Origin of the sequence: Streptomyces sp. NPDC094143, assembly GCF_040303825.1 — a bacterium.
Taxonomy (GTDB): domain Bacteria; phylum Actinomycetota; class Actinomycetes; order Streptomycetales; family Streptomycetaceae; genus Streptomyces.
Genome location: NZ_JBEOTZ010000006.1, coordinates 44,250 through 66,461, shown reverse-complemented (window position 1 = coordinate 66,461; position 22,212 = coordinate 44,250). Strand labels below are relative to the sequence as shown.

Below are 22,212 nucleotides of genomic sequence, written 5' to 3'. Positions count from 1 at the left end.
ACCATATGCGGGGGCCCGCACTACGGGCGCGGATGGTGTAAGAGCCACTACAACCGTTGGTGGCGGTACGGGAACCCGCGGCACGTTCCCAGGCGCATGAGCGACGAGGAACGCTTCTGGAGCAAGGTTGAGAAGACTGACGGTTGCTGGCTCTGGCAAGGGCAGTCACGAAACGGCTACGGGCTCTTCTTCTGGGGGAGCGGAAAGAACCAGCGATCAACTGGAGCTCATCGGTACGCCTATCGACTCACCTGCGGGGAGATTCCTGAAGGGCTCGTGCTCGACCACCTCTGCCGCGTACCTCTGTGCGTGAATCCCCAGCACCTTGAGCCCGTTACGCGTCGTGAGAACGTCCTTCGCGGGATTGGCGCGCCAGCAGTAAACCGAGTCAAAACCCATTGCGACAACGGTCACGAGTTCACCCCGGAGAACACCTATCTGACAAAGGGCGGTGCGCGTAACTGCCGCGCCTGCGGCCGTGACCGTGCCAACAGGAGGTTCTGGGAGAAGGGGTACCGGCCGGCAAGCGGGGCCGCGAAGAAGCGGGTGCAGGAAGCGATGTCCCGTCACCCGGAGCTGAGTACGGCGCAGCTTGCGGTGAAGCTTGGCTGGAGCCATGGGTACGTGCAGCGCATCAAGAGGGAGCTTCGCGAAGTGTGAAGCAACTGCTTACAACGAAGGCGCCCCGGCCGATCGGCCGGGGCGCCTTCGTGCGTCTGCTCTCACTCGGGCACCCGGCTGTACTTGGCGATCGTCTTCTGGCTCGTTGAGTGGTCTTGGAGTCGCAGCTCCCACGGCCCGGTGTTCATGTCGAAGTCCTTGCCGAACCCGACCCACTTGCCGGCCATGCGTCGGCCGGTCGGCTCGATGAGCATCTGGATCGCTCCGTGGTAGCGGGCGCCCCGGTAGTAGCCGTCGGTGGCGGTCTGCTCGACCCAGGTGCCGGTGACAACGCCCCCGTCCACCGTGAGGTCCATGGTGAGTGGCGAGTTGGGGTTCGATGAGGCTTCCGGCAGCGACCGGACGGTGAGGCGGTTGCCGTGCTGGAGTACGACCACGTAGTGCATGCCAACGAAGCTGGAGTCCCGGCCGCTGGAGAAGTACTCGTACTTCGAGAGCCAGACGCCGGAGTAGTTGGCGCGTGGCGAGGCCTGCGGCGTGGGGGCGGAACTCGGTGCGGCGACTCCCTCGGGGGAGGGGTGCACGTCGTGGCCGCCGGCTCCGTCGTCGGCTACGCGGGCCATGGCGGGAGAGGCGAAGCCGAGGGTGTCGATCGGCATGCCGGTGACGGCCTCAAGGGCGCGGGCGTAGCGAGGGCTGGGGACGGCGATGGCCCCAGATTCCCATCGCTGGATGAGGCGCTTGCTGGCGTCGAGTGGATACCCAGCCCGTTCGCCAGCCTCTCGGAGGGCTGTAGCGAAGTCGTCCTGGCTGAGCATCATCGAGATGCGCACGGCCCGGAGCGTGGTGTTTGGGGTCGTCATGCATCCACGGTAGCGGGATGACGCCGAGATGTCGCCTTAGATGTCGTCGCGGAGCGTGCCGGACGGCTGCCACCTTGTAGGCATGGCAGATCACCCATCTCCACGCGGATTACCGCCGCCGACTTCCGGCTTCGGCGGGCGCGGCGGCAGCTCGTCCGTGTCGTGCACCAGCCACTTCAGAAACGCGTTGATGTATGCGTTCATGGTCGCGTCCTTGCCGTCGCCCAGCGCTTCGACGGCCGCCTTCGCGCGGTCGTACACGTCTGGGTCAGGTCGGTATGTGCGTGCTCTCTTGAGGTGGACTCCGGCTGGCATGGCGAAATCTTCCCACAGTGGATTGCCACGGTCTAGGGAAGGCGCTACGTTAGTGGAGTGCCACTCGGGCCGCTCCACCGGTCCGGATGGGACATCCGTGCTGCTCCACCAGCACACACAAAACGAAACGGGCCGACACCGCGACTCCACTCGCAGGCCGGCCCTCACCACGAGGAATCTCTGAAGGGTCCCCTCATGGCTAAGCAGGAGTCTACCCAGGCACCCCTGGGTACCATCACGCCCTTCCCGGCCGTTGCGCCGGGTCACCACCTCGCCCCGGTGGGCATCGGCGCCCCCGGCCCCGAGCAGAAGATCGTGTTCGTGTCCGAGCCCGACTGGTGCACCACGAACCACCTCACGGAGTGGGTCCACTTCCTGGAGGACCTCGACCACACCGGCGAGGAGCTCGCCGTCCACGTTCCCTCGTTCTTCAACGGCGACAAGCCCGTCTACACGCTGTCCACGTCGATCGGTTGCGACCCGATGTCGAAGGACGAGCAGATGCGGGCCGCGCACGTCATCGTCGGTGACGCGGGCAGTGTGGACGCCTACCTGACGCCGGACATGGCGGACGAGACCGCCGCCGGCCTGGAGCGGCTGGCCGCGAAGCTCCGCGAGAACGCCCGCACCGCCCGTCTGCACAACCAGCACGCGGCGGAGGTGGCGGCATGAGCGCCCCCACCGCCCCGCTGTCGCCGGCTGCCGTTGAGGCGCAGGCCCGTGTCGAGTCGCACTTCCCGCTGATCCAGGCGGTCACCCAGTACGAGACGGCTGCCGTGCACGTGGTGCAGCTGGCGGCGCTGGCGGAGGCAGACAGGCTGTCCGACCTGGACGCGGACTCCCTGGCGCACGCCGAGGATCTGATGGCCGCCGCCCGGAAGACGCTCGCCGACGCCGGCCGCCTGGATCTGATCGGTGGTGTGGCGTGAGCGCCCGCGAGGTCTTCGACCGCATCCCGGCCGGCAATCCGCGCGGCTCGTGGCCGGCGGAGGAGAAGGCCGCCGAGCTGACCGCGGCTGGCACTCCGGCGACGGTCGTCATGGACCTGGACGCCGACACGTTCCTGGTTGTGCCGAAGGCCTCGTCGTGAGCCCCGCCGAGCAGGGCGCCGCCGCGAAGGCGCTCGCCGAGCAGGCCCGCCGGAGTATCGAGGCGGCGAAGCAGGCCGCCGCGGCTGCCGAGGCCGCTCGACGGGCTCGGCAGCGCTAACCCCTTGATCCGCCGCGGGCGGCGGCCGGACACCCCCTTTCCCCGCCGCCCGCGGTGCCCACCCCCTTTCCGCCCCACCTGACCAGTGAGGATCCACCGCCATGTCTCCGTACCTGTTCTCCGCCGACCACGCCCACACCGACCTCGGCCAGTACGTCCGTGCGACGACGCCGGTGTCCGCGCTGCAGATGCTCAGCATCTCCGACCTGTTCGCCGACTATGCCGCCGCCGTCGCCCGGCGTGACCGGGCTCGTGTCGCGGAGATCCGTTTGGCCGCGGACCCGGACCTGCTCGACCAGTTGGACGGCTTCAACGAGCCGGCCGCCGCCTGACCCCCTGACTGCCACCTTCGAGAGGAACCCCCCCATGAGCAACACCCTGATCCGCAACCCGTTCACCGCCGCCCGTGTCACCGAAGCGGCCTTGAAGAGGGCCCAGGCCAGGAACATCTGGGTCGGCTACAGCGGCGAGTCCGTCACCGGCGCCGAGGCCGCCGATGCGCTCGCCGCCATCCGGGCCGTCATCGGCAAGCGTGGCCTGAAGACAGCCGCCACCAAGGACCCCGACACCACCCTGCCCGACGTCGACGACTCCATGAAGCTCAAGGACATCGTCCTCGCCATGTGGCGGGAAATCCGCGCGTCAGTGTGGGACGACCACCACGGCCCGATCAGCCTCCATTGCGCCCTGTACGAGGTGAAGGACGCCGACGCCCGCAACGCCGCCAACAAGGTGCTGGACGCCCTCGTGCTCGGCTACACCGGTGCGGATTTCGCGCTCGCCACCTCTTGGGCGGAACGGCCGGCCCGCACGTGGGACGAGGTGCGAGACCTGCTGGACGCCGGCGTCGACTTCGCCCGCACGCACGGGCCCGCCTGATGCCTGCCCGCGTCTGCTGGTTCTGCGGCTGGGGCAATCCGCCGGGCCGAACGATCTGCGGGTTCTGCAACCACCGGCTCGACGAGGCCGACTGATGACGAAGGTTCTCGACTCCCACTTCCACTGCCCGGCCTGTGGGCCGCTGGTGTTCGGGCAGACCCGGGCGATCTGCGGCCGGATCATCCCACCGCCGGTCGTCGGTAACGGGCCGGAGCGTAAGTGCCCCGACTGCAAGGCCAACCGCCGTACCCACAAGAAGGAGCGTCACTGATGGGCCTGTTCCGCCGCACTCCCGAGCCGAAGGGCTACCGGCCCACCGAGGCTGAGGTGCAGTCCGCCGCCGACCAGTTGAACGCCGGCAGCCACCACGCGGCCTACGACCTGGCCGCCCACTCCGGCGACTACCAGCAGGAGACGGCGATGCGGATCCTCGGCCACTGCGCCGAGCCCCCGTCCTGACCCCCTGATTCGCCGGGCGGCGGTACCACCCCCTGCCGCCGCCCGGCACCCAGCCCCGGTTCAGCCGTGATGGTGCCCGATCGACTCGGGCCCGGGGCGCGCACCACCACTCCATCCACCGATCCGAGAGGACTCACTATGCCGAAGTTCAAGATCAAGACGGACGCGGTCGAGGTGCGCACCGACGCCAAGAAGACCGTCACCGGCACGGTCGCCGCCCAGAACGAGCGCGGCGCCCGCGGCGAGGTCTACCGCGACCTGGCCAAGCACGGCTACCGGGTCGACGGCCACGTCGAGGTCGAGCGCGACAACAGCTGACCTGCTGCCCGCCGGGTCCGTCTCGCACGGGCCCGGTCGAGGGGAGCGACTCAGCGTTCCGCCACCCGACCGAGGAGACGAACCGATGTTCAACCGCAAGAGCAACGACGAGGCCGCCTACCGCAGCGGCAAGGACCGTGCCGACCGAGCCGTCCGTGAGGGCAAGGTCGCGGAGCACGAGCAGCTGCTGACCGAACTCAACGCTCACCCGCAGACGCTTCGCGGCTTCCGCGACCGCATCTCCGGCCGCTGACCGGTAGCCCTTGGTGCCCGTCTCGCACGGGCGCCTTGGACATCTGGCCAGCACCACCCCCACCCGTTTCCTCCGACCCCCGAAGAGGTCGCCATGTTCCGTCGTGCCCTGCTGTGGTCGCTGCTCGCGGCCTACCTGATCGTTGTTGCCCTGTGGCCGGCTGCCGCCACCCCGGTCGACCTGGCGTTCACCGGCCTGGACTCGGTGATCTCCGCGGTCCCCGGCCCCGTGCTGCTGCTCGCAGCCTGGATCGCCTGGCTGAGGCACCGGCCCGCCCCGGTGAGGGCCGCCTGATGGCCTGGCGCAACGAGGCCGACAGCGGTGCGGGTCGCACCGACGACAGCCGCGGCCCCAAGCCCGCCAGGGCCTGGCAGCCCACCGCGCCCGGCGAGAACCACTTCAACGGGCTCACCCCCCAGCCGTCCGCCCGCCAGGGCGAATCCACCCGCCTGTACCGACGCGCCCGCGTCACCGCCAGCTGAGACCCGGAAGGACTGATACCCGTGACCGCCACGTCGATCGAGAGGCTGAACAGCCACGACCGCGGCTTCGACCCGGTCGCCCTGGCCGAGGCGGAGGCGATCCGGACCCGCGCCGCCGCCGAAGCCGAAGCCGCCCGCATCGAAGCCGAGGGCAAGGCCGAAGCCGAGAAGATCAAGGCCGCCGAGGAAGCCCGCAAGCAGAAGATCGCCAACGACAAGGCTGAGGACCGAGCCCGCGAGGAGCAGGCTGCCCGCGCGGCCCGCATCGCCAAGCTCAACCGCGAGCGGGAGGAGCAGGAGCGCGCAGCGCGCGAGGCGGAGGAGAAGGCCGCCGAGCAGGAGAGGGCCGAGGCTGCGAAGGCCGCTGAGGTCGCTGCCGCCGAGGAGCAGTGGCGCCAGTACGCGCTCAGGTTCTACGCCGTCTGCTCCATCGTCGCCCTGCCCGTGCAGATCGCCGCGTTCTACAACCCCAACGCCCTGTGGCTGATGGCCGCGCCGCTCATGCTCGAAGGTGGTGCGTGGGTCGTCCTCAAGGGCGCCCGCGCCGCCGCAGCCGACCACCGGCCCCACTGGCACTACCGGCTCATCGCCTGGGTGCTCGCCTTCATCGCCGCCTCCATCAACCTGTGGCACGGGCTGCACGCCTTCGACCCAGCCACCGCCATCGGCACCGCCTTCGCCTCCATCGCCGGACCCGGCGTGTACGACCTCCACGAGCACGGCCAGATCCGCAAGCGCGACGGCAAGCTGACGCGCCGCCAGCGCAAGGCTGCGGAGAAGGCGGCCCGGGAGGAGGCCCGTCGGCAGGCCGCGGAGGAGAAGCGCCGCGCCGCCGAGAAGGAGGCCGCCGAGCGTGCCGCGGCCGAGGCTGCGGAGAAGCTCGCGCAGGCCCGCGCCAAGGAGTTCCCGAAGGTGTGGCAGCACGCGCTGCGGCTCGCCGCGGCACTCGGCGAGACGACCGTCACCGAGGCCGTGTGGAAGCGCGCGCACCGCGATGTCGAGGGCGCCGACCCGTCCGAGTCCGCGGAGATTATCCGACTGCGCAACGCTGCCGAGGCGAGGGTCGAAGCCGCCCGGCAGAAGCGCCCCGTGAACCGATCATCACAGCAGGTCGCATCGCAAGTGCCCGCCGCGAAGAAGCCCCGCGTCTACAACCCGCCCGCGCGCCGCGGCAGGCGCACCAAGGGGGACGTGAAGTACAGCCCGGCCGCCCGTCGCGCGGCCTCTCTCACCGCCAAGCAGACCGCCGCGAAGAAGGAGTCGCAGTGAGTATCGAGACGACCCCGAGCAGCAGCCCGGATCCGGAGTGGGAGCGCATCGTCGGCGGCTACCTGAACGGTCCCGGCGAGACGCCCGTCGAGAAGCCGGCCACGTCCGTCGACCTGATGGGCGACACCCCCCTCACCCCCGCGTGGACGAAGACCCGCACCGGGTGGAAGAGCCGGGCCGAGGTCGGCCGCATCAACACCGTCCGCGGCTTCCGCAAGTGGCTGCGCCGGCAGGCCACCGAGCACGGGCACGCCTCCCAGATCGGCCGCGGCATCCGGCGCGTAGCGCTGTGGATGCAGGGCACCGAGGGCGCCCAGGTGACCGCGGCCCGGCACGAGCTGCAGCAGACGCAGCGCGACTACAAGGCCGCGAAGTGGGCGCACGACCGGCGGCTCATGCCCGGCAAGGAGAAGGAGAAGCGGCGCCGGGAGATGGAGAGCGCGTTCGCCGACTCGGCGTCCGCGATGAGCAAGTACAGGTCGGCGCAGCGCGACGCCCGCATGCGACGTGCCGTGCGCGGTGTTGCGGCCATCGCCCCGATCGCCGGGGTGGAGGGCGCCGGGCTGCACCTGCTCGGCACCCCCGGTGGCCTGGCCGCCACGGCTGCGACCCTGGCGACGTTCGCGCTGATCGGCCGACGCACCACTGCGGGGGAGCTGTACACCGACCGTGACGCCAAGATCGGTGATGGGGACCGCATGACCGACAGCATGGTCAACCGCGTGTACCGCAGCGCCAAGGTCATCGGCCCCGAGGACGTCGTCAAGCTGCTGTCGCCGTGCACGCTCACCGCCGACGGCTCCGCCTGGGAGGTCCGGCTGGAGCTGCCCGACGGCATCCCCGCCTCCAAGGCCCTCGGCGCGACCGCGCAGCTGGCGAACGGGTTCGGCGTCAGCGTGCAGCAGGTGTCGCAGACCAAGGGGGAGCGGGAAGACTGGCTCACCCTGCGCGTCACCCTCAAGGTGCCCTTCACCGGAAAGCCCCACCGGGGGCCGCTGCTCACCGCGGAGAAGGTCAACCTGTGGGAGCCGGTGCCGTTGGCGGTGTCGGAGCGCGGCGACGTCGTGGCCGTGGAGTGGTTCGAGAAGACGGCCCTCTACGGCGGCGAGCCCGGCTCCGGCAAGTCGGCCGCCGCGAACAACCCGCTGCTGTCCGCCGCGATGGACGTGACCGCCGACTTCTATCTTGCCGACGGCAAGGGCGGATTCGACCTGTCGCCGTTCGAACCGATCGCCCAGATGATCGACACCGACGGCGACCCTGAGAAGCTCCTCGCCATCCTGCGGCACGTGTGGGAGGAAGTCCTGCCCGGGCTGAAGCAGACCGTCAAGGACCACCGGGTCCGCAAGTTCTCCGAGGCGCTGGCCGCGCAGGACGAGCGGGTGCGGTTCACGATCCTGTACATCGACGAGTGGGCCTCCTACATGGCCGCGGCCAGCCAGGAGCAGCAGAGGGAACTCGACCGACTCCTCAGGCTGATCACCCAGCAGGGCCGCGCCTACGCGGTGATCGTCATCTGCGCTACGCAGAAGCCCGACTCCAACGCCGTACCTACCGGCATCCGCGACATCCTGTCCACGCGCTGGGCCGGCCGCTGTATGACCCCGGAGGCGTCCGACACGATCCTCGGCAAGGGCCGGGCGTCCGCCGGCTACAACGCGCAGCGGATCCTCAAGTCGCAGCGAGGCGTGGGCTACCTGCAGACCGGTGAGACCTCTGAGCCCGTGCTCACCCAGTCATACTTCTACACCGACGAGGAAGTCGAGCTGATCCTGCGGCGGGCCTACGAGCTGCGGAAGGCGGCCGGCGTGCTGCCGGTCGCCGTTGAGCCCGAGGTGACGATCCTCGACCACATGATCAAGGCGGCCACGGCCACAGGTCAGGGCAACGTCACTCGGGCCGAAGCCTTCGCATATCTCGCCACCGTGGACGCGGAGTTCGTCCAGGGCGAGGGCGAGACGGATACCGCGTATGCCACCCGCGCGGGGACAGCCATCAAGGCCCGGCTCGACGCGTTGGGTGTCGACGTGCCCGTCGCGACGATGCAGCGCGGCACTCAGAGGCCCCGCGGGTGGCGACTGGACGACCTGATCACCGCCAGCAGCAGCGTCCGATAGATCCTGCTTTGGTGGGTGCATGCAGGGTGCACACCGTCCTGTAAGCACAGGTCAGAGGGTGCATGGGCGGCTGCGTGCGGCGATAGAACCCTGCTCGCCGCGCGCAGCCTCAGCGCCCGGCATGCACCCCCTGCGCAGCCAGAGAACTACGTCAAACCACCCCAAAGGACGCCATGGAAGCCACCGAGCGCTACATCTACCTGATCGGTTCGCCACTGATCCGCCTAGTCAAGATCGGACTCTCGGACGCGCCGACTCGGCGAGCAACTGCGCTTCAGACCGGATCACCGGTTCAGCTGCTGGTGATCCTCGCGATCCCGGGCGGCCCTGTCCTCGAACGGATGTTGCACGACTACTTCAGGGCGTACCGAACCCACGGTGAATGGTTCGACTTTGGTGATGAGAACCCGGTGACCCTGGTCGTCTCAGCAGCAACCCTCATGGGATACCCCGTCCACCCGAAGCGCGTTGCGCCAGAAGACCGACCCCGCGTGACCGACATTCCCGATGAGAGTCCCGAAACTCCCCGCTTCCGCGTCATAGACCACCTTGTGCGAGCTGCGCGAGCGTCGGGCCGCGACTTCATAGCCAGGCGCGAGGTCTTCGCCTACCTGGCAACGATCGACCCCGCCTACATGCAGGCGGAGACCGAAACCGAACCGCAGTATCTGGCCCGAGTCGGCCAGCGCCTTGCTGCCGCCCTTAAGGCGGAGGGGTCCATCACACGGCCAGTGCAGCGCCGGACGATCGGCGCCAGCCGAGCGTGGGGCTACAGCACCGATGACCTCATTGCGGTTGCACGGAGCCGCAGCCAGAAGAAGCCGAAGCGCGCCAACTAACCCATCGTCCGCCACTTGGAGATCACCATGCACGCCGAGACCGACCCGATCCACACCGCGATGACCGAGCAGGAGGCCGCCGCCGAGGCGGACCGGATCATCACCGACTTCGTCACCAGCTACCGCGACAAGACGCTCCCCAACGCCCCCACGATCGGCGACACGCCAGTCGTCGCCCAGCCGGACAGTCGTCGCGTACCCGCCTGGGCGACCGGCATCGCTGTGGCCTCCATCGGTGTCGGAGCTGGCGCTACCGGCATCGGATGCGCCGTCTGGCTCGCCATGAAGGGACTCTCTATGGCCACGCTGAACGGCGTCCTCATGATCGCCGCCCCGTTCGCCGGAGTCGCCGTCATCGCCCTCGCCGTCGGCGGCCTGCTCCGCTCCCTCTGTGGCGTGCACACCGAGACCCACCACCACTACTCGGGCCACGTCGACCAGCGCACCGTCCAGACGAAGACCACTGGCCTGTGGGCCCGGACCAACAACCAGCAGTAGGAGAGTCCTCGATGGAGCGCTACCACCACCTCTTCTGGATCGTCACGATCCTCGGCCCGCTGATCCTGGGCCTGATCGCCCTCGCTCTGGTCGTCTTGCCGGGCGAGCCGAACACCGGCCGCATGCTTATCGGGCTGGCCGTCTACCTCGTCATCGCCATCGTCGGCGGGATCGTCATCACCCGCCGCTTCGACCGCTGATAGGAGGGACACTGGACGCATGAAGCCGCGCAAGGGTAAGCCGATGGTCTCCCGCCCCTACGTGCCCGACAGCGTCCGGGAGCCGACAGCGAGCCAGCACGCGATTGTGCGCCGCCTGGGACCGGGCGGGCTCTGGAACCCGGCGCTGCAGGAGATCCTGAAGGCCGCCGACGAGGTGGCCGCCGAGCTTGGCAAGAAGCCCGACGAGCTCACCGACGCGGAAGCCGACCGGGCCATCGAACTCGGCAAGCAGCGGCACACCGAGGCGGGTGACTAGCACCTACTTGCTAGTTGATCGCTGAATCTGTAATCTCCGAAGTCGATGGTGGAACACCCGTCGCAAGAGCACCCAGAACCCCCGCCGTGAAGCATTCGGCGGGGGTTCTCGCGTTCCGGGGAGGTGTCATGCCGACCTTCCCCAACCCTGAGCTGTACGAGCTGTATCAGCGCGACCTCGGCGACATCTGGGAGGCCGCGCGGGTCGCCGGCGTGAAGCCCGGCACGATCCGCGTGTGGGAATCCCGGGGCAAGATCGAACGGGTTCCGCTCGACGGCGACCAGCCGCTCTATCACCTGCCGACCATCGAAGCCGCAGCTCAAGTGAAGCCGGGGCGCCCCAAGGCCGCCTGATCGTCCCGTCGTTCGTGCCGGTCCCGCGGACGGCGGGGCTTCCGCTTAGCGCCGCGCGGCGCCTATCCGTGAGGAGGCCGCGTGGCCAATCTGACGCTCACCGCTTCGAATCAGGCGCTGGCCTGGCTGTTCGGCCTGTCCGCCACGGCCCCGTCGGGCACGCTGCGGGTGGCCTTGGTGACTGCGGCCGGCACCGCGTCGGCCGCGGGCACGGAGGTCACGGGCGGAACCTACGCCCGGCAGTCCCTCACCGTCGCCGCACCCACCAGTGGGGCTACCAGTAACGCGGCGGAGATCGTGTTCGAGGGGATGCCGGCCTGCACGGTGGTCGGCGTCGAGGTGTGGGACTCGGCGGGCAGCCCGGTGCGGTTCTGGTTCGGCGCCCTCGACACGCCGCGCACGGTCCTCGCTGGTGACGATGTCCGCTTCGCCGCGGGCGAGCTCGACTTCTCGCTGAGCTGACGGAGGGGGCGAGATGCCGCTCCTGTCCACGCTCGTCGACTCGTTCAACGACGGCGTTCTTGGCCCCGAGTGGGGCAACTCCTACGGTGGCACCACCGAGACCGGTGGCCGGGCTCGGGTGCCGTGCACGACCGGCTATGCGGGCTGCCAGACCGGTTACGCGTGGACGCTGGCCGGCGCCTCGTTCTTCGTACAGGTGCCCACAACCCCGGATCCGACCGGCGCGACCGCGGAGGCCTACGCCGCGATCACTGTGCAGGGCACGGTGGAGGGCACCCGCGTCGGGTTCATCATCAACAAGGTCAGTGGCATGCTGCGCTGCGTGTCGGAGACCGGCTACTGGGACGACAACGCCGTCGAGATCGCCTACGACCCGGTCGCGCATCTGTTTCTGCGGCTCGCCGAGGACGGCACCAACCTGACCTGGGCAACGTCGCCGGACGGCACCACGTGGACGACACGGCGTACCCTCGCCACCCCGGCCTGGATTCCGGCCGACGCCGAGCTGTGCGCGCTGGATATGAGCGCCCACCGCGACGGCGGGACCGCGGATGTTGCCGAGTTCGACTACTTCAACACCCTGTCCGACGCCGGGGTGTGGGATGTGTCCGCCACCCTCACCGCCACCGCGGCCCTTGATGCCGGGGCGCCCACCGTGTCCGCGCGCACCTCCGCCGCACTGACCGGTACGGCCGAGCTCGACGCGGCGGCCAGGCTTTCCGTGCAGCTGTCGGCGACGCTCGCGGCCGAGTCCATGCTCACCGCCCATGCGGGCGCCGCACCCATTCCGGAGGTGGCCGAGTTGTCCGCCGGAGAGTGGGACCTGTACATCGAGCAGGGTGCGACGTTCCTGCAGACCTACACCGTCGACGACGATCCCGCGTTCACGTGGGACGGCTGGACTGCGCGGGCGCAGATCCGCTCCGAGGCCTCCGAGAACGGCGAGCTGCTGCTCGACCTGGAGCCGTATCTGACCGTCACCGGCCCGTCGATTCGGCTCGCCATCCCCGCTTCGGTGACGGAGACGCTCACCCGCAACGGGCGCTGGGACCTGGAGGTCGTCAACGGCTCGACGGTGGTGCGACTGCTGAACGGGCGGGCGATCGTGTCGCCGGAGGTGACCCGGTGAGGCTCATCGTCAGCGGCGAACGACCCGCCGACTCGATCACCGTGAACGGCGGTCAGCAGTCCCGCATCGTCACCGTCAACGCCGGGCTCGTGTCCAGCGTCAACGGGCAGACCGGCGGCGTCACCCTCACCGCGGAGCTCATCGGCGCCGACCCGGCCGGCAGTGCCGCGGCCGTGCAGACGGTCGCCCTGCAGGCGGCGGCTGACGCGGAGACCGCAGCGATCAGCGCCGCAGCTGCGGACGCCACGGCGAAGGTCAACGCGCACGTCGCGGCATCGGACCCGCACGGCGACCGTGCTTGGGCGTCCGGCCAGTTCCTGCCGAAGGCGGGCGGGACGCTCTCCGGGGCGCTCACCGCTAACGCCGGTCTGGACGTCAACGGCGGCATCACCGCCGACGACACCGTCCGGGCCGCGTTCCTGAAGACCACGTCGCCGACGCAGCATGCGGTCACCATCTACCAGGCGTCCACGACCGGCGTCGACGTGGCCGCCGCGCTCAACCTGATCTCCGACAACCGGGAGACCAGCGCGGTCTACATCTCGGGCCACGAGACGCTGCCCCGCGGCACGCTGAAGGTGACGCACACCAACGGCGGCTCGGGCGCCACGGACGACACCAGCGCCTCCGCCCTGTCCATCGACCTCAAGCGCGGCAGCGCGGCGGGCACTGCGGCGCAGGGGATTTTCGTCACGTCGACCGACGGCGGCACCACGGGTCGGCTGCTGACCCTGCGCAATGGCGGGGCGAATCTCGTCACCGTCCCGGCCGCCGGGTCGATCTACACGGCGACCGGGGCGTTCGGGGAGCAGCTGCCCGTCAATCACGGGTTCAGCGGCTGGACCTACGATCCGGTCATCGCGACCACCGGCTCGCTGCTGACGAACGGGACCGTGTACCTGTCGAAGATCCACATCCCGGACGACGTCACCATCACCAAGATCTACTGGTGGGTCACCACGGCCGGGGCCACCGCCACCGCGGGGCAGAACTGGGTCGGCCTCTACAGCGCGGCCGGCACGAGGCTCGCCACCACCGGCGTCGACTCCTCCGTCGCTAGCACCGGGCTGAAGACCACCACCATCTCCGGCGTCAACCTCACCGCGGGCAGCTTCGTGTGGGTGGCGATGGTGTTCAACGCGACCACCGCGCCGACCATCGCCCGGGCCACCGGCAGCGGCGGCCTCGCCACTGCCGTCAACGCCGGGCTCACCTCCGGCACCTACCGGTTCGCCACCAACGGCACGGCACAGACCACACTCCCCGCGTCGATCACGCCCGGCAGCAACACCGCCGCAGGCTTCGCCGGACCCTGGGCCGCCATCGGACCCTGACCGGCACCCAACCCGCATCCCGAAAGGCCCGCGCCCATGGCCCGCTTGCAGATCCTCGAACTGCCCACCGAGCATCACGGCGACGACATGATCACGCCGTTCGTGCTCGTCATCGACGAAGTCGACACTGACCCGGACGGGAAAGTGATGATGAAGGCCGCCGACTGGGAGGCCACGCGCGACCGCCTCGGCGCCAGGGCAATCCTCATCTTCGAGGAGACCGTTGAAATTCCGGCCAACGAGGTGTCGCCGTGAGCGACAAGAAGACCAACCCCGTCGACGAGGCCCGCCGCCTCGTCGCCGAAGACGAGCAGCGGAAAACCGACGACTGCCTCGCCGAGATCGAGCAGGTGCTCGCCAAGTACGGGCGGAAGCTGCAGATCACCCAGCCGCAGATCACGATCGTCCCCATGTAGGAGACCGCCATGCCCACCAGCATCGCCGAGGGCAAGGATTGGTCCCTCGAACGGTTCAAGCGTCACCTGCCCGACACCGTCTGCGACGTCGGGCCCGGTGAAGGCACCTACGCCAAGCTGTTCCGGCCCGCACACCACGGCGTGTGGTGGACCGCAGTCGAGATCCACAAGCCGTACATCCGCAAGTACGGGCTCAAGAACACGGCCAAGCGCAAGGACATGTACGACGAGGTCCACAACCTCGACGCCCGCGTCGCACCCGACCACCTGTTCCACCGAGACCTCGTGATCTACGGCGACGTCCTGGAACACATGGCCCGAGGCGACGCCGTCGACCTCCTGCGCAAGGCCGAAGCCGCCGGCGCGTGGAACATCCTCATCAGCCTGCCCATCGTCGAAGCCCCGCAAGGCGAAGTCGACGGAAACCCGCACGAGGCCCACGTCCACCACTGGGACGCCGACGACATGGACCAGGTGCTCGCCGAACTCGGTGGCGCGGTCGAGTCGATGCGCGGCGGCACGCTCGGCGTGTGGTGGTGGAGTCGGCGTGGCTGACGTTCACATCAAGATGTCCGACGGCGTCCGTGAGGTCGACGTCGAGATAAGCGGCAGCGAGGACGAGCCACTTCAGCGCGCGGAAGATACGGCTGTCCGCCTGCTCGGCCACCTCACTCGGTCCGCGCCAGCTGACCGGCGCATCGGCTTCAACAACTGGGCACTCAACAGCGAGACGGAACGCAGCCCCGAGGAGTAACCGATGCCTGGAGGCTGGACAAACAGCGACCGCAAGACCCGGCTACCGTCCGGCTGGGCGAAGATCCGAGCCCGCATCCTCGAACGCGACCCGATCTGCAAGCTGTGCGGCGTTCGGCCCTCGACGCACTGCGATCACACCGTGCCCAAGGAAGATCGCCATGGTGACGAGGACCTTCAGGGCGTGTGCGGCATCTGCCACGACCAGAAGTCCAGCCGCGAGGGGAACGAAGCCCAGCGCAACAACCCCCGGCCCGGACGAACACGGCCCCCCGAACAACACCCCGGGCTGAGGTGAGACTGTGCCCCGCTACCTGATCGTCCACCCCCGGGACCAGCGCAGGGATGACGTCCTTGTTGAGGACCCCCACCTCAGCCTCCGCTTCGACGCGGGCTGGGCCGTGCTCGAAGATGCACGAGGTGTCTGCCTTGCCATCCCGAGCGGGCAAGGAGCGTCCATCCAGCGGGTAGACGAAGGGGAGCCCGCGCCGCAAGAGGAGTGATCCACTGTGGCAAGCCGAGGACGAGGCAACGCATCCACGCTGCGCAGGTACTGGAGCACAGGACCGGGCGCAGCCAAGATCCGATGGGGCACACCCGGCGACTGGACCAGGTGCACACGCCAGCTGCACAAGTACATGGGCGCCAGGGCCAAGGGCTACTGCCAGCTACTCCACATCCGCAACACGGGAGTAGGCGCAGGCAGCAGGGCCAACGTCGGCAGGAGGTAGGCGGCCGGCCACCCGAGGGGCACGGCAGGCCAGGGCCTGGGCCACGGAGGGAGCGTGGTCAGGGTGCTGCACGTCGTGCCCTTGGGTGACGCGGTGGAGCACGTGGCCGAGGACGACTGTGTCTGCGGGCCAACGCTCAAGCCGATCGTCGGTGATGGCGGGTCGATCCAATGGCTGATGATCCATCACAGCCTGGACGGCCGGGAGATCATCGAAGAAGATCGCTGATTCCATGATCCAAATGGAAACGGACATAGGGGGCATATCCCCTCCCCCATGATCTTTTCGGATCGGGGCCGTATAGCACCTGACATCCCGCCCGGGTTTCCTAGGGCGGCCGGCCGCCCTGGTGGCGCGCCGTTTCAAGATCGTGGCCACGCCCTGGAGGCGGGGCCGTCCGCACCGAGACCCTGGAGGTCGCCATGGGTGCACGTGGACCTATCGGCAAGCGCTCCGAGGAGCGGATGGGGCATCGCTCCAAGGGCGAGAAGGATTCGATTACCAAGGCCCCGTCTGGCCCGCCGCTGGATCTGCCGGAACTGCCGGACCCTGATCCGCTGTGGCATCCGATCGCCACCGACTGGTACCTGTCTCTGCAGGAGTCCGGCCAGGCCGTCTTCTATCAGCCGTCGGACTGGGCGATGGCCCGCTACGCGGCGGAGCTGATGTCGCGGGGCCTGTCCTCGGACCGGCCCCCGAACGGCCAGTACGTCTCGGCGCTCGACAGCGTGATGGCCCGGCTCCTTACGACCGAGGGGGATCGTCGCCGGGCGCGGATCGAGCTGGAGCGGAAGCCAGCCGGTCCGCAGTTGGCGTCGGTGAAGCCGCTGGATGCCTACCGTGACCTCGCGGGTGGCTGACGAGGCCGTCCCTGAGGTCGTGGAGCCGTTCACGATCGGGCCGACGTGGAAGCGTGGCCCGGACGGCCGGTTCATCCTTCCCGAGTACACGCTGGGCTGGCACTGCCTGGCGTGGACGGCCACGTATCTCCAGCACTACGTCGGAAAGGCCTGGCAATACACCCCTGAGCAGGCCCGGTTGACGCTGTGGTGGTACGCGATGGATCCGGCGACGAACCGGTTCCTGTGGCGGGACGGTGTGATCCAGCGACTGAAGGGCTGGGGCAAGGACCCGCTGATCGCCACGTGGTCGGCGTTCGAGTTCGTCGGCCCGTGCCGATTCGGCCGGATCGCCGACGAGGACAACGAGTGGGGCGTCCCGGCCGGGCAGCCGCTGGGCGTGCAGCACCCCGCGGCCTGGGTGCAGATCGCGGCAGTGTCGCAGGACCAGACGCGGAACACGATGACGCTGTTCCCGTCGATCCTGACGAAGCGGGCGATCGAGGAGTACCGCATCGACCTCGGCAAGGAGATCATCTATGCCGACAAGGGGCGGGCTCGCATCGAGGCGGTGACCTCGTCGCCGCGCGCGCTGGAGGGCGGCCGGCCGACGGCGGTGAACCTGGGGGAGACCCACCACTGGGTGGAGGGCAATCAGGGCCACGAGATGGCCGCGGTGATCGAACGCAACGCCACCAAGAGCGCGGACGGTCAGTCCCGGACCTTGGCGAACACGAACGCCTACGAGCCTGGCGAGGATTCCGTCGCCGAGCGGACCAGGGAAGCCTTCGAGGCGGCCGAGGCTGGCCGCGCGGCGGACACGGGCTTGTTCTACGACTCGCTGGAGGCCCCGGCTGAGGCGAAGCTGACTGAGGAGTGGATCGAGCCGACGCTGCGGGCGGTCCGCGGCGACTCGGCGTGGCTGGACATCGAGCGGTTGAAGGCGTCGATCCTGGACGTCCGGAACCCGCCGAGCCGGTCCCGCCGTTTCTGGTTCAACCAGATCGTTGCTGCGGAGGACGCGTTCCTCGCCCCGTATGAGTGGGACGCCTGCCGCCGGGAGGGCGCCGGTCTGCAGCCGAACGACGAGATCGTCCTTTTCTTCGACGGGTCCAAGAGCGACGACGCCACGGGCCTCGCTGCCTGCCGCATGTCGGACGGTTTCGTCACGGCGCTCGGTGTGTGGCAGCGGCCGGCGAACTGGCCGCAGGACGTGCCGTGGCGGGTGCCGCGCGAGGAAGTCGACGGGACGGTGGACCAGGTGTTCGCGGACTACCGGCCGATCGCGTTCTTCGCCGACCCGGGCGCGGGCCACGACGATGCGGACGGCGAGCGCTACTGGGACGGCTACATCGACGCCTGGGCACAGCGGTACGGCAAGAAGCTGAAGCTCAAGGCCGTGACGGGCGGAGCGAACCGGCACGCGGTGCTGTGGGACATGCGTGACCGGCGCCGACAGCAGACGTTCACGGAGGCTGTGGATCGCTTCTACCGGGACGTTTTGGAGCGGCAACTGACCCACGACGGGCACCGGGTTCTGCGGCAGCACGTGGCGAACGCGCGGCGCCGCACGAACGCCTGGGGCTACACGATCGGCAAGGAGCACCGTGAGTCCGCTCGGAAGATCGACCTCGCGGTGTGCGCGATCGGGGCGCGGATGCTGCGCCGGATGATGCTGAACTCGACGGCGTGGGCGAAGCGCGGCACGCCCGGCAAGGGACGGGTGGTGGTGCTCCGATGACTGCGACCATCCCCGAACTGCCGCTTCTGTCGCTCTCCGGTGACGAGGCTCAGTTGCTGACGGCGCTGCGCTCCGATCTGCTGTCGCAGCGGTTCAAGCTGGAGCTGCTCGACGCGTACTTCAACGGCGAGCAGCGCGTTCGAGACCTGGGCATCTCCATTCCGCCGCAGCTCAAAGGTCTCCACACGGTGATCGGCTGGCCGCGCATCGGCGTGGAGGCGCTGGAGCAGCGCCTCGACCTGGAGGCGTTCCGCTGGGCTGACGGTACGGACGCCTCTGATCTGGAGGAGATCGCCGAGTCGAACGACCTCTACGACGAAGCGTCGTTGGCGCACTTGGACGCTCTGACCTACGGCCGCGAGTATGTGGCGGTCGGCTCGGGGGAGGGCGACGATCCGCCGCTGATCACGTTCGAGTCGCCGCTGGACATGACGATGTTCTGGGATGCCCGGCTGCGTCTGGCGACAGCTGCGCTGCGGGAGTCCGTCGAGGATGGGATGCGGATCGCGACCCTGTATCTGCCCGATCAGACGGTGTACGCGGCCGAGGTCGATGGCGGCTGGGAGGTCTTCGACCGGGACATCCACAACCTGGGCATGGTGCCGGTGCTGCGGATGGCGAACCGGCAGCGCACCGCGGACCGCATCGGCAAGTCGGAGATCACGCCCGAGGTGATGTCGATCACGGACGCGGCCTGCCGCCGGCTGATGGGTATCGAGGTGGGGGCCGAGTTCTTCCAGGCGCCGCAGCGGTACATTCTCGGCGCCTCAGAGTCGGCGTTCCAGGACGCGGAGGGCAATCCAACGGCGGCTTGGGAGACCTACCTAGGGCGCTACGTGGCGCTGGAACGGGATGAGGATGGCGAGGTCCCGACTGTGGGGCAGTTCGCAGCTCATGATCCGTCCGGCCAGACGAAGATCATCGACCTGTATGCGCGGATCATGGCCACTCAGCTAGGCCTGCCGCCGCACATGCTGGGCTACACCAGCGACAACCCGGCCTCCGCGGATGCGATCCGCTCGTCGGAGGCGATGCTGGTGAAGAAGGCGGAGCGGAGGATTCGCCGGTTCTCTGCGACGCACCGGGACGCGATGAGGCTGGCGCTGTGGTTCCGTGATGGCGAGCCGCCGCCGAAGGAGCGACGCATCGAGTGCGTGTGGCGCAACCCGGCCACCCCGACGATCGCCGCCCAGACGGATGCCGCGGTGAAGATGGTCCAGGCTGGGATTTTGCCGGCCGACGGGGACGTGGTGCTGGAGATGGCGGGCCTGTCGGAGGATCAGCGGCGCCGGGTGGCGGCCGAGCGCCGTCGCAGCGTCAGCAGCGCGGCCAGCCGACAGCTCATGGAGCGCCTGGCGTCCCTGGGCGGAGGCGACGAGCCGCCGCCGGTGGCGGAGGTGACCGGTGGCGACGACGGTCTCGGATAGCGGCGATGAGGCGAACCGCTACCGGGTCGCGCAGATCGGTCTGACGCGGCTGCTGGTGCGGGACGTTCGCGGGGTGCGGCGGTTGATCCTGCCGTCCCGTCTGCGTGAGAGCGTCCCGGACTGGCTGACCGTGATGAACGCCATCGTTGCCCAGTACGCGCGGACCTCGGCCGCTCTGGCTGCGGACTTCTACGAGGCGCAGCGGGAAGCGGCCGGTGTGCCAGGTTCGTTCACGGTGCCCGTCGCGGATCCGCCTTCGCCTGAACAGACGGAGGCCTCGCTGCGCTGGGCGACGAAGGATCTGTGGCCCCGGGCTCCGGAGGAGGCCACCCCGGCGCAGCTGCAGCCGATCGGCGTGCGGCTGGCGCAGGCGGAGAAGAAGGTCGAGCAGGTCGCCCAGAAGCTGGTGGCTGATACGGGCCGCGGCACTGTCCGGGAGGCGGTGCGGCAGGATCGGCAGGCCACCGCGTGGGCGCGTTCGGCGGCCCGTGGGGCGTGCGCCTTCTGCAAGATGCTCGCCCTGCGCGGTGCGGTGTACGAGAAGGACACGGCGGATTTCCGGGCGCACGACGGCTGTCACTGCGGCGTGGTCCCGGTGTTCAAGGGGCAGCGGTTCGAGCTGTCCCCGCATGCCCGTGAGTGGGAGCGCATCTACCGCGAGTACGCGCAGGGCCACTCCGGCGACCAGCTGCGCCTGTTCCGGCGGGCGCTCGCCGAGCACGACAGCAATCCGCTGCCGGGCTCGCACTGACCAACCCCTATGGCCGTCCCGGTGGCGGCCTCTCTCAGCCCCTGGAGGGCGACTTCACCATGCCCGAGAACGAGGAGACAACCGAGCAGGTCGAGACGGAGCCGCAGGAGACCGCGACCGCCCCGGAGGCGGCGCAGGCGAAGGCGGATCCGTGGGCGGACCCCGAGGCGGCGCGCAAGGAGATCGAGAAGCTGCGCAAGGAGTCCGCCGGCTGGCGCACGAAGTACCAGGAGACCAAGCCTCTGGCGCAGAAGGCACGGGAGCTGGAGGACGCGCAAAAGTCGGAGCAGGAGCGGCTCACCGAGCAGCTCACCGCTGCCGAGCAGCGCATCCAGTCCTTCCGGCAGCGCGCCGTCCGCTCCGAGGTGAAGGCCCTGGCGGCGGCCGAGTTCGCCGACCCGGAGGACGCGCACGCGTTCCTCGACCTCAACTCCTACGTCGACGACGACGGCGACGTCGACACGGCGGCGATCCAGCAGGACCTGAAGGACCTTCTGAAGCGCAAGCCGCACCTCGCCAAGCCGGCCGATACCTCGCCGCGGGCGCCGAAGGCGGACCGCACGCAGGGCTCCTCGGGCAACGGCAACCGAACCCCCAATGATCCGGCGGCTGTGTTCGCCGACTTCATGAGCCAGGGCCTCGCACGGGGCCACTGAGAGAGGTAGCCCCCGATGGCGACGAATCCCATCAAGCTGTCCACCATCGACCCGATCTTCCTTCCGGAGACGCTGGTCGGCCCCATCTTCGAGAAGTCCGTCGAGGGCAGCGCCGTCATGTCGCTGGCCCGCCGGGTGCCGCTGTCGATGACGGCGAACACCGCGGTGCCGGTGCCGCTGGACGTACCGATGGCCGACTGGGTGTCCGAGGGTGGCCGTAAACCGCTCAGCTCGGGCGGCGTCGAGGTCAAGCAGATGAGCGGCAAGAAGATCGCCGTCCTCATCCCCGTGTCGATGGAGGTTGCGAACTCCAACGCGGCCGGCCTGTGGACGCAGCTGCAGCGCGACCTGCCGACGGCGTTCGCCCGGGCTTTCGACATGGCCACGATCCACGGCAAGAACATGAAGGGCGGCACCGGCCCCTTCGCCGACTACCTGGCCGCCACCTCCAAGGCCGTCTCGCTCGGCACGACCGCCCAGAACCAGGGCGGCATCTGGGGCGACTTCGTCTCCGGCATGGAGGAGATCATCGACGACGACTGGGACTACACCGGCACCGTCGCCGACAACCGGCTGAAGCCGAAGCTGCTGGCCGCCACGTCCACCACGGGCGAGCCGCTGTTCGTGGCGACCCGCCAGCCGGGCGCCGGCACCGGGGCTGCACTGCAGGGCGAGCTGATCGGCGAGCCGATCGCCTACTCCCGCAGCGTCTCCGGCAAGCTGCGCCGCCAGTCCACCTCGGTCGACTCGGGGCTGCGCGCGATCGGCGGCGACTTCTCGCAGGCCGCCTACGGCGTGGGCATGGAGATCAGCATCCGTCTGTCGCGTGAGGCGACGTACATCGACGAGGACGGCGGCGTCCACTCGGCGTTCCAGGAGAACCTGGTGCTGCTCCTCGCGGAGGCGTACTACGGCTTCGTTCTGGGCGACGCCGAGGCGTTCGTCAAGTTCACCGGCACTCCGAGCGGCAGCTGATGGACGCGGTCCCGGCTTCCGCGCCGGGCGGGACCGCGCCGCTCAG

35 protein-coding genes are annotated in these 22,212 nt (G+C 69.3%); 33 read left to right on the top strand and 2 right to left on the bottom strand.

Annotated features, from left to right (window positions below):
• Positions 1-96 precede the first annotated feature (96 nt).
• Entirely contained in the window at positions 97-660 is a 564-nt protein-coding gene (locus tag ABTZ58_RS10080) for an HNH endonuclease signature motif containing protein (RefSeq protein WP_351353022.1), read from the top strand.
• A gap of 62 nt (positions 661-722) precedes the next feature.
• Here ABTZ58_RS10080 and ABTZ58_RS10075 read toward each other — a convergent pair whose 3' ends face one another.
• Together ABTZ58_RS10075 and ABTZ58_RS10070 are read right to left on the bottom strand one after the other, a co-directional pair.
• Positions 723-1,484 (bottom strand): helix-turn-helix domain-containing protein, encoded by a 762-nt coding sequence (locus ABTZ58_RS10075; RefSeq protein WP_351353019.1) that lies wholly within the window; start codon positions 1,482-1,484, stop codon positions 723-725.
• 90 nt (positions 1,485-1,574) lie between these two features.
• Entirely contained in the window at positions 1,575-1,745 is a 171-nt protein-coding gene (locus tag ABTZ58_RS10070; protein ID WP_351353017.1) for a hypothetical protein, read from the bottom strand.
• A 249-nt stretch (positions 1,746-1,994) separates the two neighbouring features.
• Between ABTZ58_RS10070 and ABTZ58_RS10065 the strand changes: the two genes are divergently transcribed.
• From ABTZ58_RS10065 to ABTZ58_RS09910, 32 genes are all read left to right on the top strand, one after another.
• Positions 1,995-2,471 (top strand): DUF6907 domain-containing protein, encoded by a 477-nt coding sequence (locus ABTZ58_RS10065; protein WP_351353014.1) that lies wholly within the window; start codon positions 1,995-1,997, stop codon positions 2,469-2,471.
• Positions 2,468-2,728, top strand: coding sequence for a hypothetical protein (locus tag ABTZ58_RS10060; RefSeq protein WP_351353011.1), 261 nt, complete (start codon positions 2,468-2,470; stop codon positions 2,726-2,728). The genes ABTZ58_RS10065 and ABTZ58_RS10060 overlap by 4 nt, the downstream gene beginning before the upstream one ends.
• Positions 2,725-2,889 carry a DUF8839 family protein gene (locus ABTZ58_RS10055; RefSeq protein ID WP_351353008.1) on the top strand — a complete coding sequence of 55 codons (165 nt, stop codon included), beginning with the start codon at positions 2,725-2,727 and terminating at the stop codon, positions 2,887-2,889. The genes ABTZ58_RS10060 and ABTZ58_RS10055 overlap by 4 nt, the downstream gene beginning before the upstream one ends.
• Positions 2,890-3,109: 220 nt before the next feature.
• Positions 3,110-3,340: a hypothetical protein gene (locus ABTZ58_RS10050; protein WP_351353005.1), complete on the top strand. Its 231-nt coding sequence runs from the start codon at positions 3,110-3,112 to the stop codon at positions 3,338-3,340.
• Positions 3,341-3,374: 34 nt separating this feature from the next.
• Entirely contained in the window at positions 3,375-3,887 is a 513-nt protein-coding gene (locus ABTZ58_RS10045; protein ID WP_351353002.1) for a hypothetical protein, read from the top strand.
• A gap of 94 nt (positions 3,888-3,981) precedes the next feature.
• Entirely contained in the window at positions 3,982-4,158 is a 177-nt protein-coding gene (locus ABTZ58_RS10040) for a hypothetical protein (protein WP_351352999.1), read from the top strand.
• Positions 4,158-4,346 carry a hypothetical protein gene (locus ABTZ58_RS10035; RefSeq protein ID WP_351352996.1) on the top strand — a complete coding sequence of 63 codons (189 nt, stop codon included), beginning with the start codon at positions 4,158-4,160 and terminating at the stop codon, positions 4,344-4,346. The genes ABTZ58_RS10040 and ABTZ58_RS10035 overlap by 1 nt, the downstream gene beginning before the upstream one ends.
• 138 nt (positions 4,347-4,484) lie before the next feature.
• On the top strand, positions 4,485-4,664 hold the full coding sequence (locus ABTZ58_RS10030) for a hypothetical protein (protein WP_351352993.1): 180 nt from the start codon (positions 4,485-4,487) through the stop codon (positions 4,662-4,664).
• Positions 4,665-4,749: 85 nt separating this feature from the next.
• Positions 4,750-4,917 (top strand): hypothetical protein, encoded by a 168-nt coding sequence (locus tag ABTZ58_RS10025; protein WP_351352990.1) that lies wholly within the window; start codon positions 4,750-4,752, stop codon positions 4,915-4,917.
• Between the two features lie 93 nt (positions 4,918-5,010).
• A complete protein-coding gene (locus ABTZ58_RS10020) occupies positions 5,011-5,211 on the top strand; it encodes a hypothetical protein (protein ID WP_351352987.1) in 201 nt (66 codons plus the stop codon).
• Positions 5,211-5,399 (top strand): hypothetical protein, encoded by a 189-nt coding sequence (locus ABTZ58_RS10015; protein ID WP_351352984.1) that lies wholly within the window; start codon positions 5,211-5,213, stop codon positions 5,397-5,399. Before ABTZ58_RS10020 ends, ABTZ58_RS10015 begins: the two co-directional genes overlap by 1 nt.
• 21 nt (positions 5,400-5,420) lie before the next feature.
• Positions 5,421-6,668, top strand: coding sequence for a hypothetical protein (locus ABTZ58_RS10010; RefSeq protein ID WP_351352981.1), 1,248 nt, complete (start codon positions 5,421-5,423; stop codon positions 6,666-6,668).
• Positions 6,665-8,785 (top strand): FtsK/SpoIIIE domain-containing protein, encoded by a 2,121-nt coding sequence (locus ABTZ58_RS10005; RefSeq protein WP_351352978.1) that lies wholly within the window; start codon positions 6,665-6,667, stop codon positions 8,783-8,785. The genes ABTZ58_RS10010 and ABTZ58_RS10005 overlap by 4 nt, the downstream gene beginning before the upstream one ends.
• Positions 8,786-8,958: 173 nt before the next feature.
• On the top strand, positions 8,959-9,624 hold the full coding sequence (locus ABTZ58_RS10000; RefSeq protein ID WP_351352975.1) for a GIY-YIG nuclease family protein: 666 nt from the start codon (positions 8,959-8,961) through the stop codon (positions 9,622-9,624).
• 15 nt (positions 9,625-9,639) lie between these two features.
• Positions 9,640-10,122, top strand: coding sequence for a hypothetical protein (locus ABTZ58_RS09995; protein ID WP_351352972.1), 483 nt, complete (start codon positions 9,640-9,642; stop codon positions 10,120-10,122).
• Between the two features lie 11 nt (positions 10,123-10,133).
• The gene (locus ABTZ58_RS09990) at positions 10,134-10,322 is read left to right on the top strand and encodes a hypothetical protein (RefSeq protein ID WP_351352969.1); all 189 of its coding nucleotides are present in this window, start codon (positions 10,134-10,136) and stop codon (positions 10,320-10,322) included.
• Between the two features lie 19 nt (positions 10,323-10,341).
• Positions 10,342-10,599 (top strand): hypothetical protein, encoded by a 258-nt coding sequence (locus tag ABTZ58_RS09985; RefSeq protein WP_351352966.1) that lies wholly within the window; start codon positions 10,342-10,344, stop codon positions 10,597-10,599.
• A gap of 128 nt (positions 10,600-10,727) precedes the next feature.
• Positions 10,728-10,952 carry a MerR family transcriptional regulator gene (locus ABTZ58_RS09980; protein WP_351352963.1) on the top strand — a complete coding sequence of 75 codons (225 nt, stop codon included), beginning with the start codon at positions 10,728-10,730 and terminating at the stop codon, positions 10,950-10,952.
• Between the two features lie 81 nt (positions 10,953-11,033).
• Positions 11,034-11,414: a phage tail fiber protein gene (locus ABTZ58_RS09975; protein WP_351352960.1), complete on the top strand. Its 381-nt coding sequence runs from the start codon at positions 11,034-11,036 to the stop codon at positions 11,412-11,414.
• Positions 11,415-11,427: 13 nt separating this feature from the next.
• Positions 11,428-12,543, top strand: a complete 1,116-nt coding sequence (locus ABTZ58_RS09970; RefSeq protein ID WP_351352957.1) for a hypothetical protein — start codon at positions 11,428-11,430, stop codon at positions 12,541-12,543.
• A complete protein-coding gene (locus ABTZ58_RS09965; protein WP_351352954.1) occupies positions 12,540-13,877 on the top strand; it encodes a hypothetical protein in 1,338 nt (445 codons plus the stop codon). Before ABTZ58_RS09970 ends, ABTZ58_RS09965 begins: the two co-directional genes overlap by 4 nt.
• A gap of 36 nt (positions 13,878-13,913) precedes the next feature.
• The gene (locus ABTZ58_RS09960; protein ID WP_351352951.1) at positions 13,914-14,132 is read left to right on the top strand and encodes a hypothetical protein; all 219 of its coding nucleotides are present in this window, start codon (positions 13,914-13,916) and stop codon (positions 14,130-14,132) included.
• Positions 14,129-14,293, top strand: a complete 165-nt coding sequence (locus tag ABTZ58_RS09955) for a hypothetical protein (RefSeq protein WP_351352948.1) — start codon at positions 14,129-14,131, stop codon at positions 14,291-14,293. The genes ABTZ58_RS09960 and ABTZ58_RS09955 overlap by 4 nt, the downstream gene beginning before the upstream one ends.
• A gap of 9 nt (positions 14,294-14,302) precedes the next feature.
• Complete coding sequence (locus ABTZ58_RS09950) at positions 14,303-14,848, top strand: class I SAM-dependent methyltransferase (RefSeq protein WP_351352945.1); 546 nt, start codon at positions 14,303-14,305, stop codon at positions 14,846-14,848.
• Entirely contained in the window at positions 14,841-15,047 is a 207-nt protein-coding gene (locus ABTZ58_RS09945) for a hypothetical protein (RefSeq protein ID WP_351352942.1), read from the top strand. Before ABTZ58_RS09950 ends, ABTZ58_RS09945 begins: the two co-directional genes overlap by 8 nt.
• 793 nt (positions 15,048-15,840) lie before the next feature.
• Positions 15,841-16,005, top strand: coding sequence for a hypothetical protein (locus tag ABTZ58_RS09940; protein WP_351352939.1), 165 nt, complete (start codon positions 15,841-15,843; stop codon positions 16,003-16,005).
• Between the two features lie 194 nt (positions 16,006-16,199).
• On the top strand, positions 16,200-16,637 hold the full coding sequence (locus ABTZ58_RS09935) for a phage terminase small subunit (protein WP_351352936.1): 438 nt from the start codon (positions 16,200-16,202) through the stop codon (positions 16,635-16,637).
• Positions 16,630-18,357, top strand: coding sequence for a terminase large subunit domain-containing protein (locus ABTZ58_RS09930; RefSeq protein WP_351352933.1), 1,728 nt, complete (start codon positions 16,630-16,632; stop codon positions 18,355-18,357). The genes ABTZ58_RS09935 and ABTZ58_RS09930 overlap by 8 nt, the downstream gene beginning before the upstream one ends.
• Positions 18,354-19,784 carry a phage portal protein gene (locus ABTZ58_RS09925; RefSeq protein WP_351352930.1) on the top strand — a complete coding sequence of 477 codons (1,431 nt, stop codon included), beginning with the start codon at positions 18,354-18,356 and terminating at the stop codon, positions 19,782-19,784. The genes ABTZ58_RS09930 and ABTZ58_RS09925 overlap by 4 nt, the downstream gene beginning before the upstream one ends.
• A complete protein-coding gene (locus ABTZ58_RS09920; RefSeq protein WP_351352927.1) occupies positions 19,762-20,535 on the top strand; it encodes a VG15 protein in 774 nt (257 codons plus the stop codon). Before ABTZ58_RS09925 ends, ABTZ58_RS09920 begins: the two co-directional genes overlap by 23 nt.
• Before the next feature lie 59 nt (positions 20,536-20,594).
• Positions 20,595-21,191, top strand: coding sequence for a hypothetical protein (locus ABTZ58_RS09915; RefSeq protein ID WP_351352924.1), 597 nt, complete (start codon positions 20,595-20,597; stop codon positions 21,189-21,191).
• Between the two features lie 15 nt (positions 21,192-21,206).
• Positions 21,207-22,166, top strand: coding sequence for a phage major capsid protein (locus ABTZ58_RS09910; protein ID WP_351352921.1), 960 nt, complete (start codon positions 21,207-21,209; stop codon positions 22,164-22,166).
• The last annotated feature ends 46 nt before the right edge of the window (positions 22,167-22,212 follow it).

Bases quoted from the DNA above. Each gene is read 5' to 3' on its own strand.
- ABTZ58_RS10080 (WP_351353022.1), top strand. From the start codon at position 97: ATGAGCGACGAGGAACGCTTCTGGAGCAAGGTTGAGAAGACTGACGGT.
- ABTZ58_RS10075 (WP_351353019.1), bottom strand. From the start codon at position 1,484: ATGACGACCCCAAACACCACGCTCCGGGCCGTGCGCATCTCGATGATG.
- ABTZ58_RS10065 (WP_351353014.1), top strand. From the start codon at position 1,995: ATGGCTAAGCAGGAGTCTACCCAGGCACCCCTGGGTACCATCACGCCC.
- ABTZ58_RS10060 (WP_351353011.1), top strand. From the start codon at position 2,468: ATGAGCGCCCCCACCGCCCCGCTGTCGCCGGCTGCCGTTGAGGCGCAG.
- ABTZ58_RS10050 (WP_351353005.1), top strand. From the start codon at position 3,110: ATGTCTCCGTACCTGTTCTCCGCCGACCACGCCCACACCGACCTCGGC.
- ABTZ58_RS10045 (WP_351353002.1), top strand. From the start codon at position 3,375: ATGAGCAACACCCTGATCCGCAACCCGTTCACCGCCGCCCGTGTCACC.
- ABTZ58_RS10040 (WP_351352999.1), top strand. From the start codon at position 3,982: ATGACGAAGGTTCTCGACTCCCACTTCCACTGCCCGGCCTGTGGGCCG.
- ABTZ58_RS10035 (WP_351352996.1), top strand. From the start codon at position 4,158: ATGGGCCTGTTCCGCCGCACTCCCGAGCCGAAGGGCTACCGGCCCACC.
- ABTZ58_RS10030 (WP_351352993.1), top strand. From the start codon at position 4,485: ATGCCGAAGTTCAAGATCAAGACGGACGCGGTCGAGGTGCGCACCGAC.
- ABTZ58_RS10025 (WP_351352990.1), top strand. From the start codon at position 4,750: ATGTTCAACCGCAAGAGCAACGACGAGGCCGCCTACCGCAGCGGCAAG.
- ABTZ58_RS10020 (WP_351352987.1), top strand. From the start codon at position 5,011: ATGTTCCGTCGTGCCCTGCTGTGGTCGCTGCTCGCGGCCTACCTGATC.
- ABTZ58_RS10015 (WP_351352984.1), top strand. From the start codon at position 5,211: ATGGCCTGGCGCAACGAGGCCGACAGCGGTGCGGGTCGCACCGACGAC.
- ABTZ58_RS10000 (WP_351352975.1), top strand. From the start codon at position 8,959: ATGGAAGCCACCGAGCGCTACATCTACCTGATCGGTTCGCCACTGATC.
- ABTZ58_RS09990 (WP_351352969.1), top strand. From the start codon at position 10,134: ATGGAGCGCTACCACCACCTCTTCTGGATCGTCACGATCCTCGGCCCG.
- ABTZ58_RS09985 (WP_351352966.1), top strand. From the start codon at position 10,342: ATGAAGCCGCGCAAGGGTAAGCCGATGGTCTCCCGCCCCTACGTGCCC.
- ABTZ58_RS09980 (WP_351352963.1), top strand. From the start codon at position 10,728: ATGCCGACCTTCCCCAACCCTGAGCTGTACGAGCTGTATCAGCGCGAC.
- ABTZ58_RS09970 (WP_351352957.1), top strand. From the start codon at position 11,428: ATGCCGCTCCTGTCCACGCTCGTCGACTCGTTCAACGACGGCGTTCTT.
- ABTZ58_RS09960 (WP_351352951.1), top strand. From the start codon at position 13,914: ATGGCCCGCTTGCAGATCCTCGAACTGCCCACCGAGCATCACGGCGAC.
- ABTZ58_RS09950 (WP_351352945.1), top strand. From the start codon at position 14,303: ATGCCCACCAGCATCGCCGAGGGCAAGGATTGGTCCCTCGAACGGTTC.
- ABTZ58_RS09935 (WP_351352936.1), top strand. From the start codon at position 16,200: ATGGGTGCACGTGGACCTATCGGCAAGCGCTCCGAGGAGCGGATGGGG.
- ABTZ58_RS09925 (WP_351352930.1), top strand. From the start codon at position 18,354: ATGACTGCGACCATCCCCGAACTGCCGCTTCTGTCGCTCTCCGGTGAC.
- ABTZ58_RS09915 (WP_351352924.1), top strand. From the start codon at position 20,595: ATGCCCGAGAACGAGGAGACAACCGAGCAGGTCGAGACGGAGCCGCAG.
- ABTZ58_RS09910 (WP_351352921.1), top strand. From the start codon at position 21,207: ATGGCGACGAATCCCATCAAGCTGTCCACCATCGACCCGATCTTCCTT.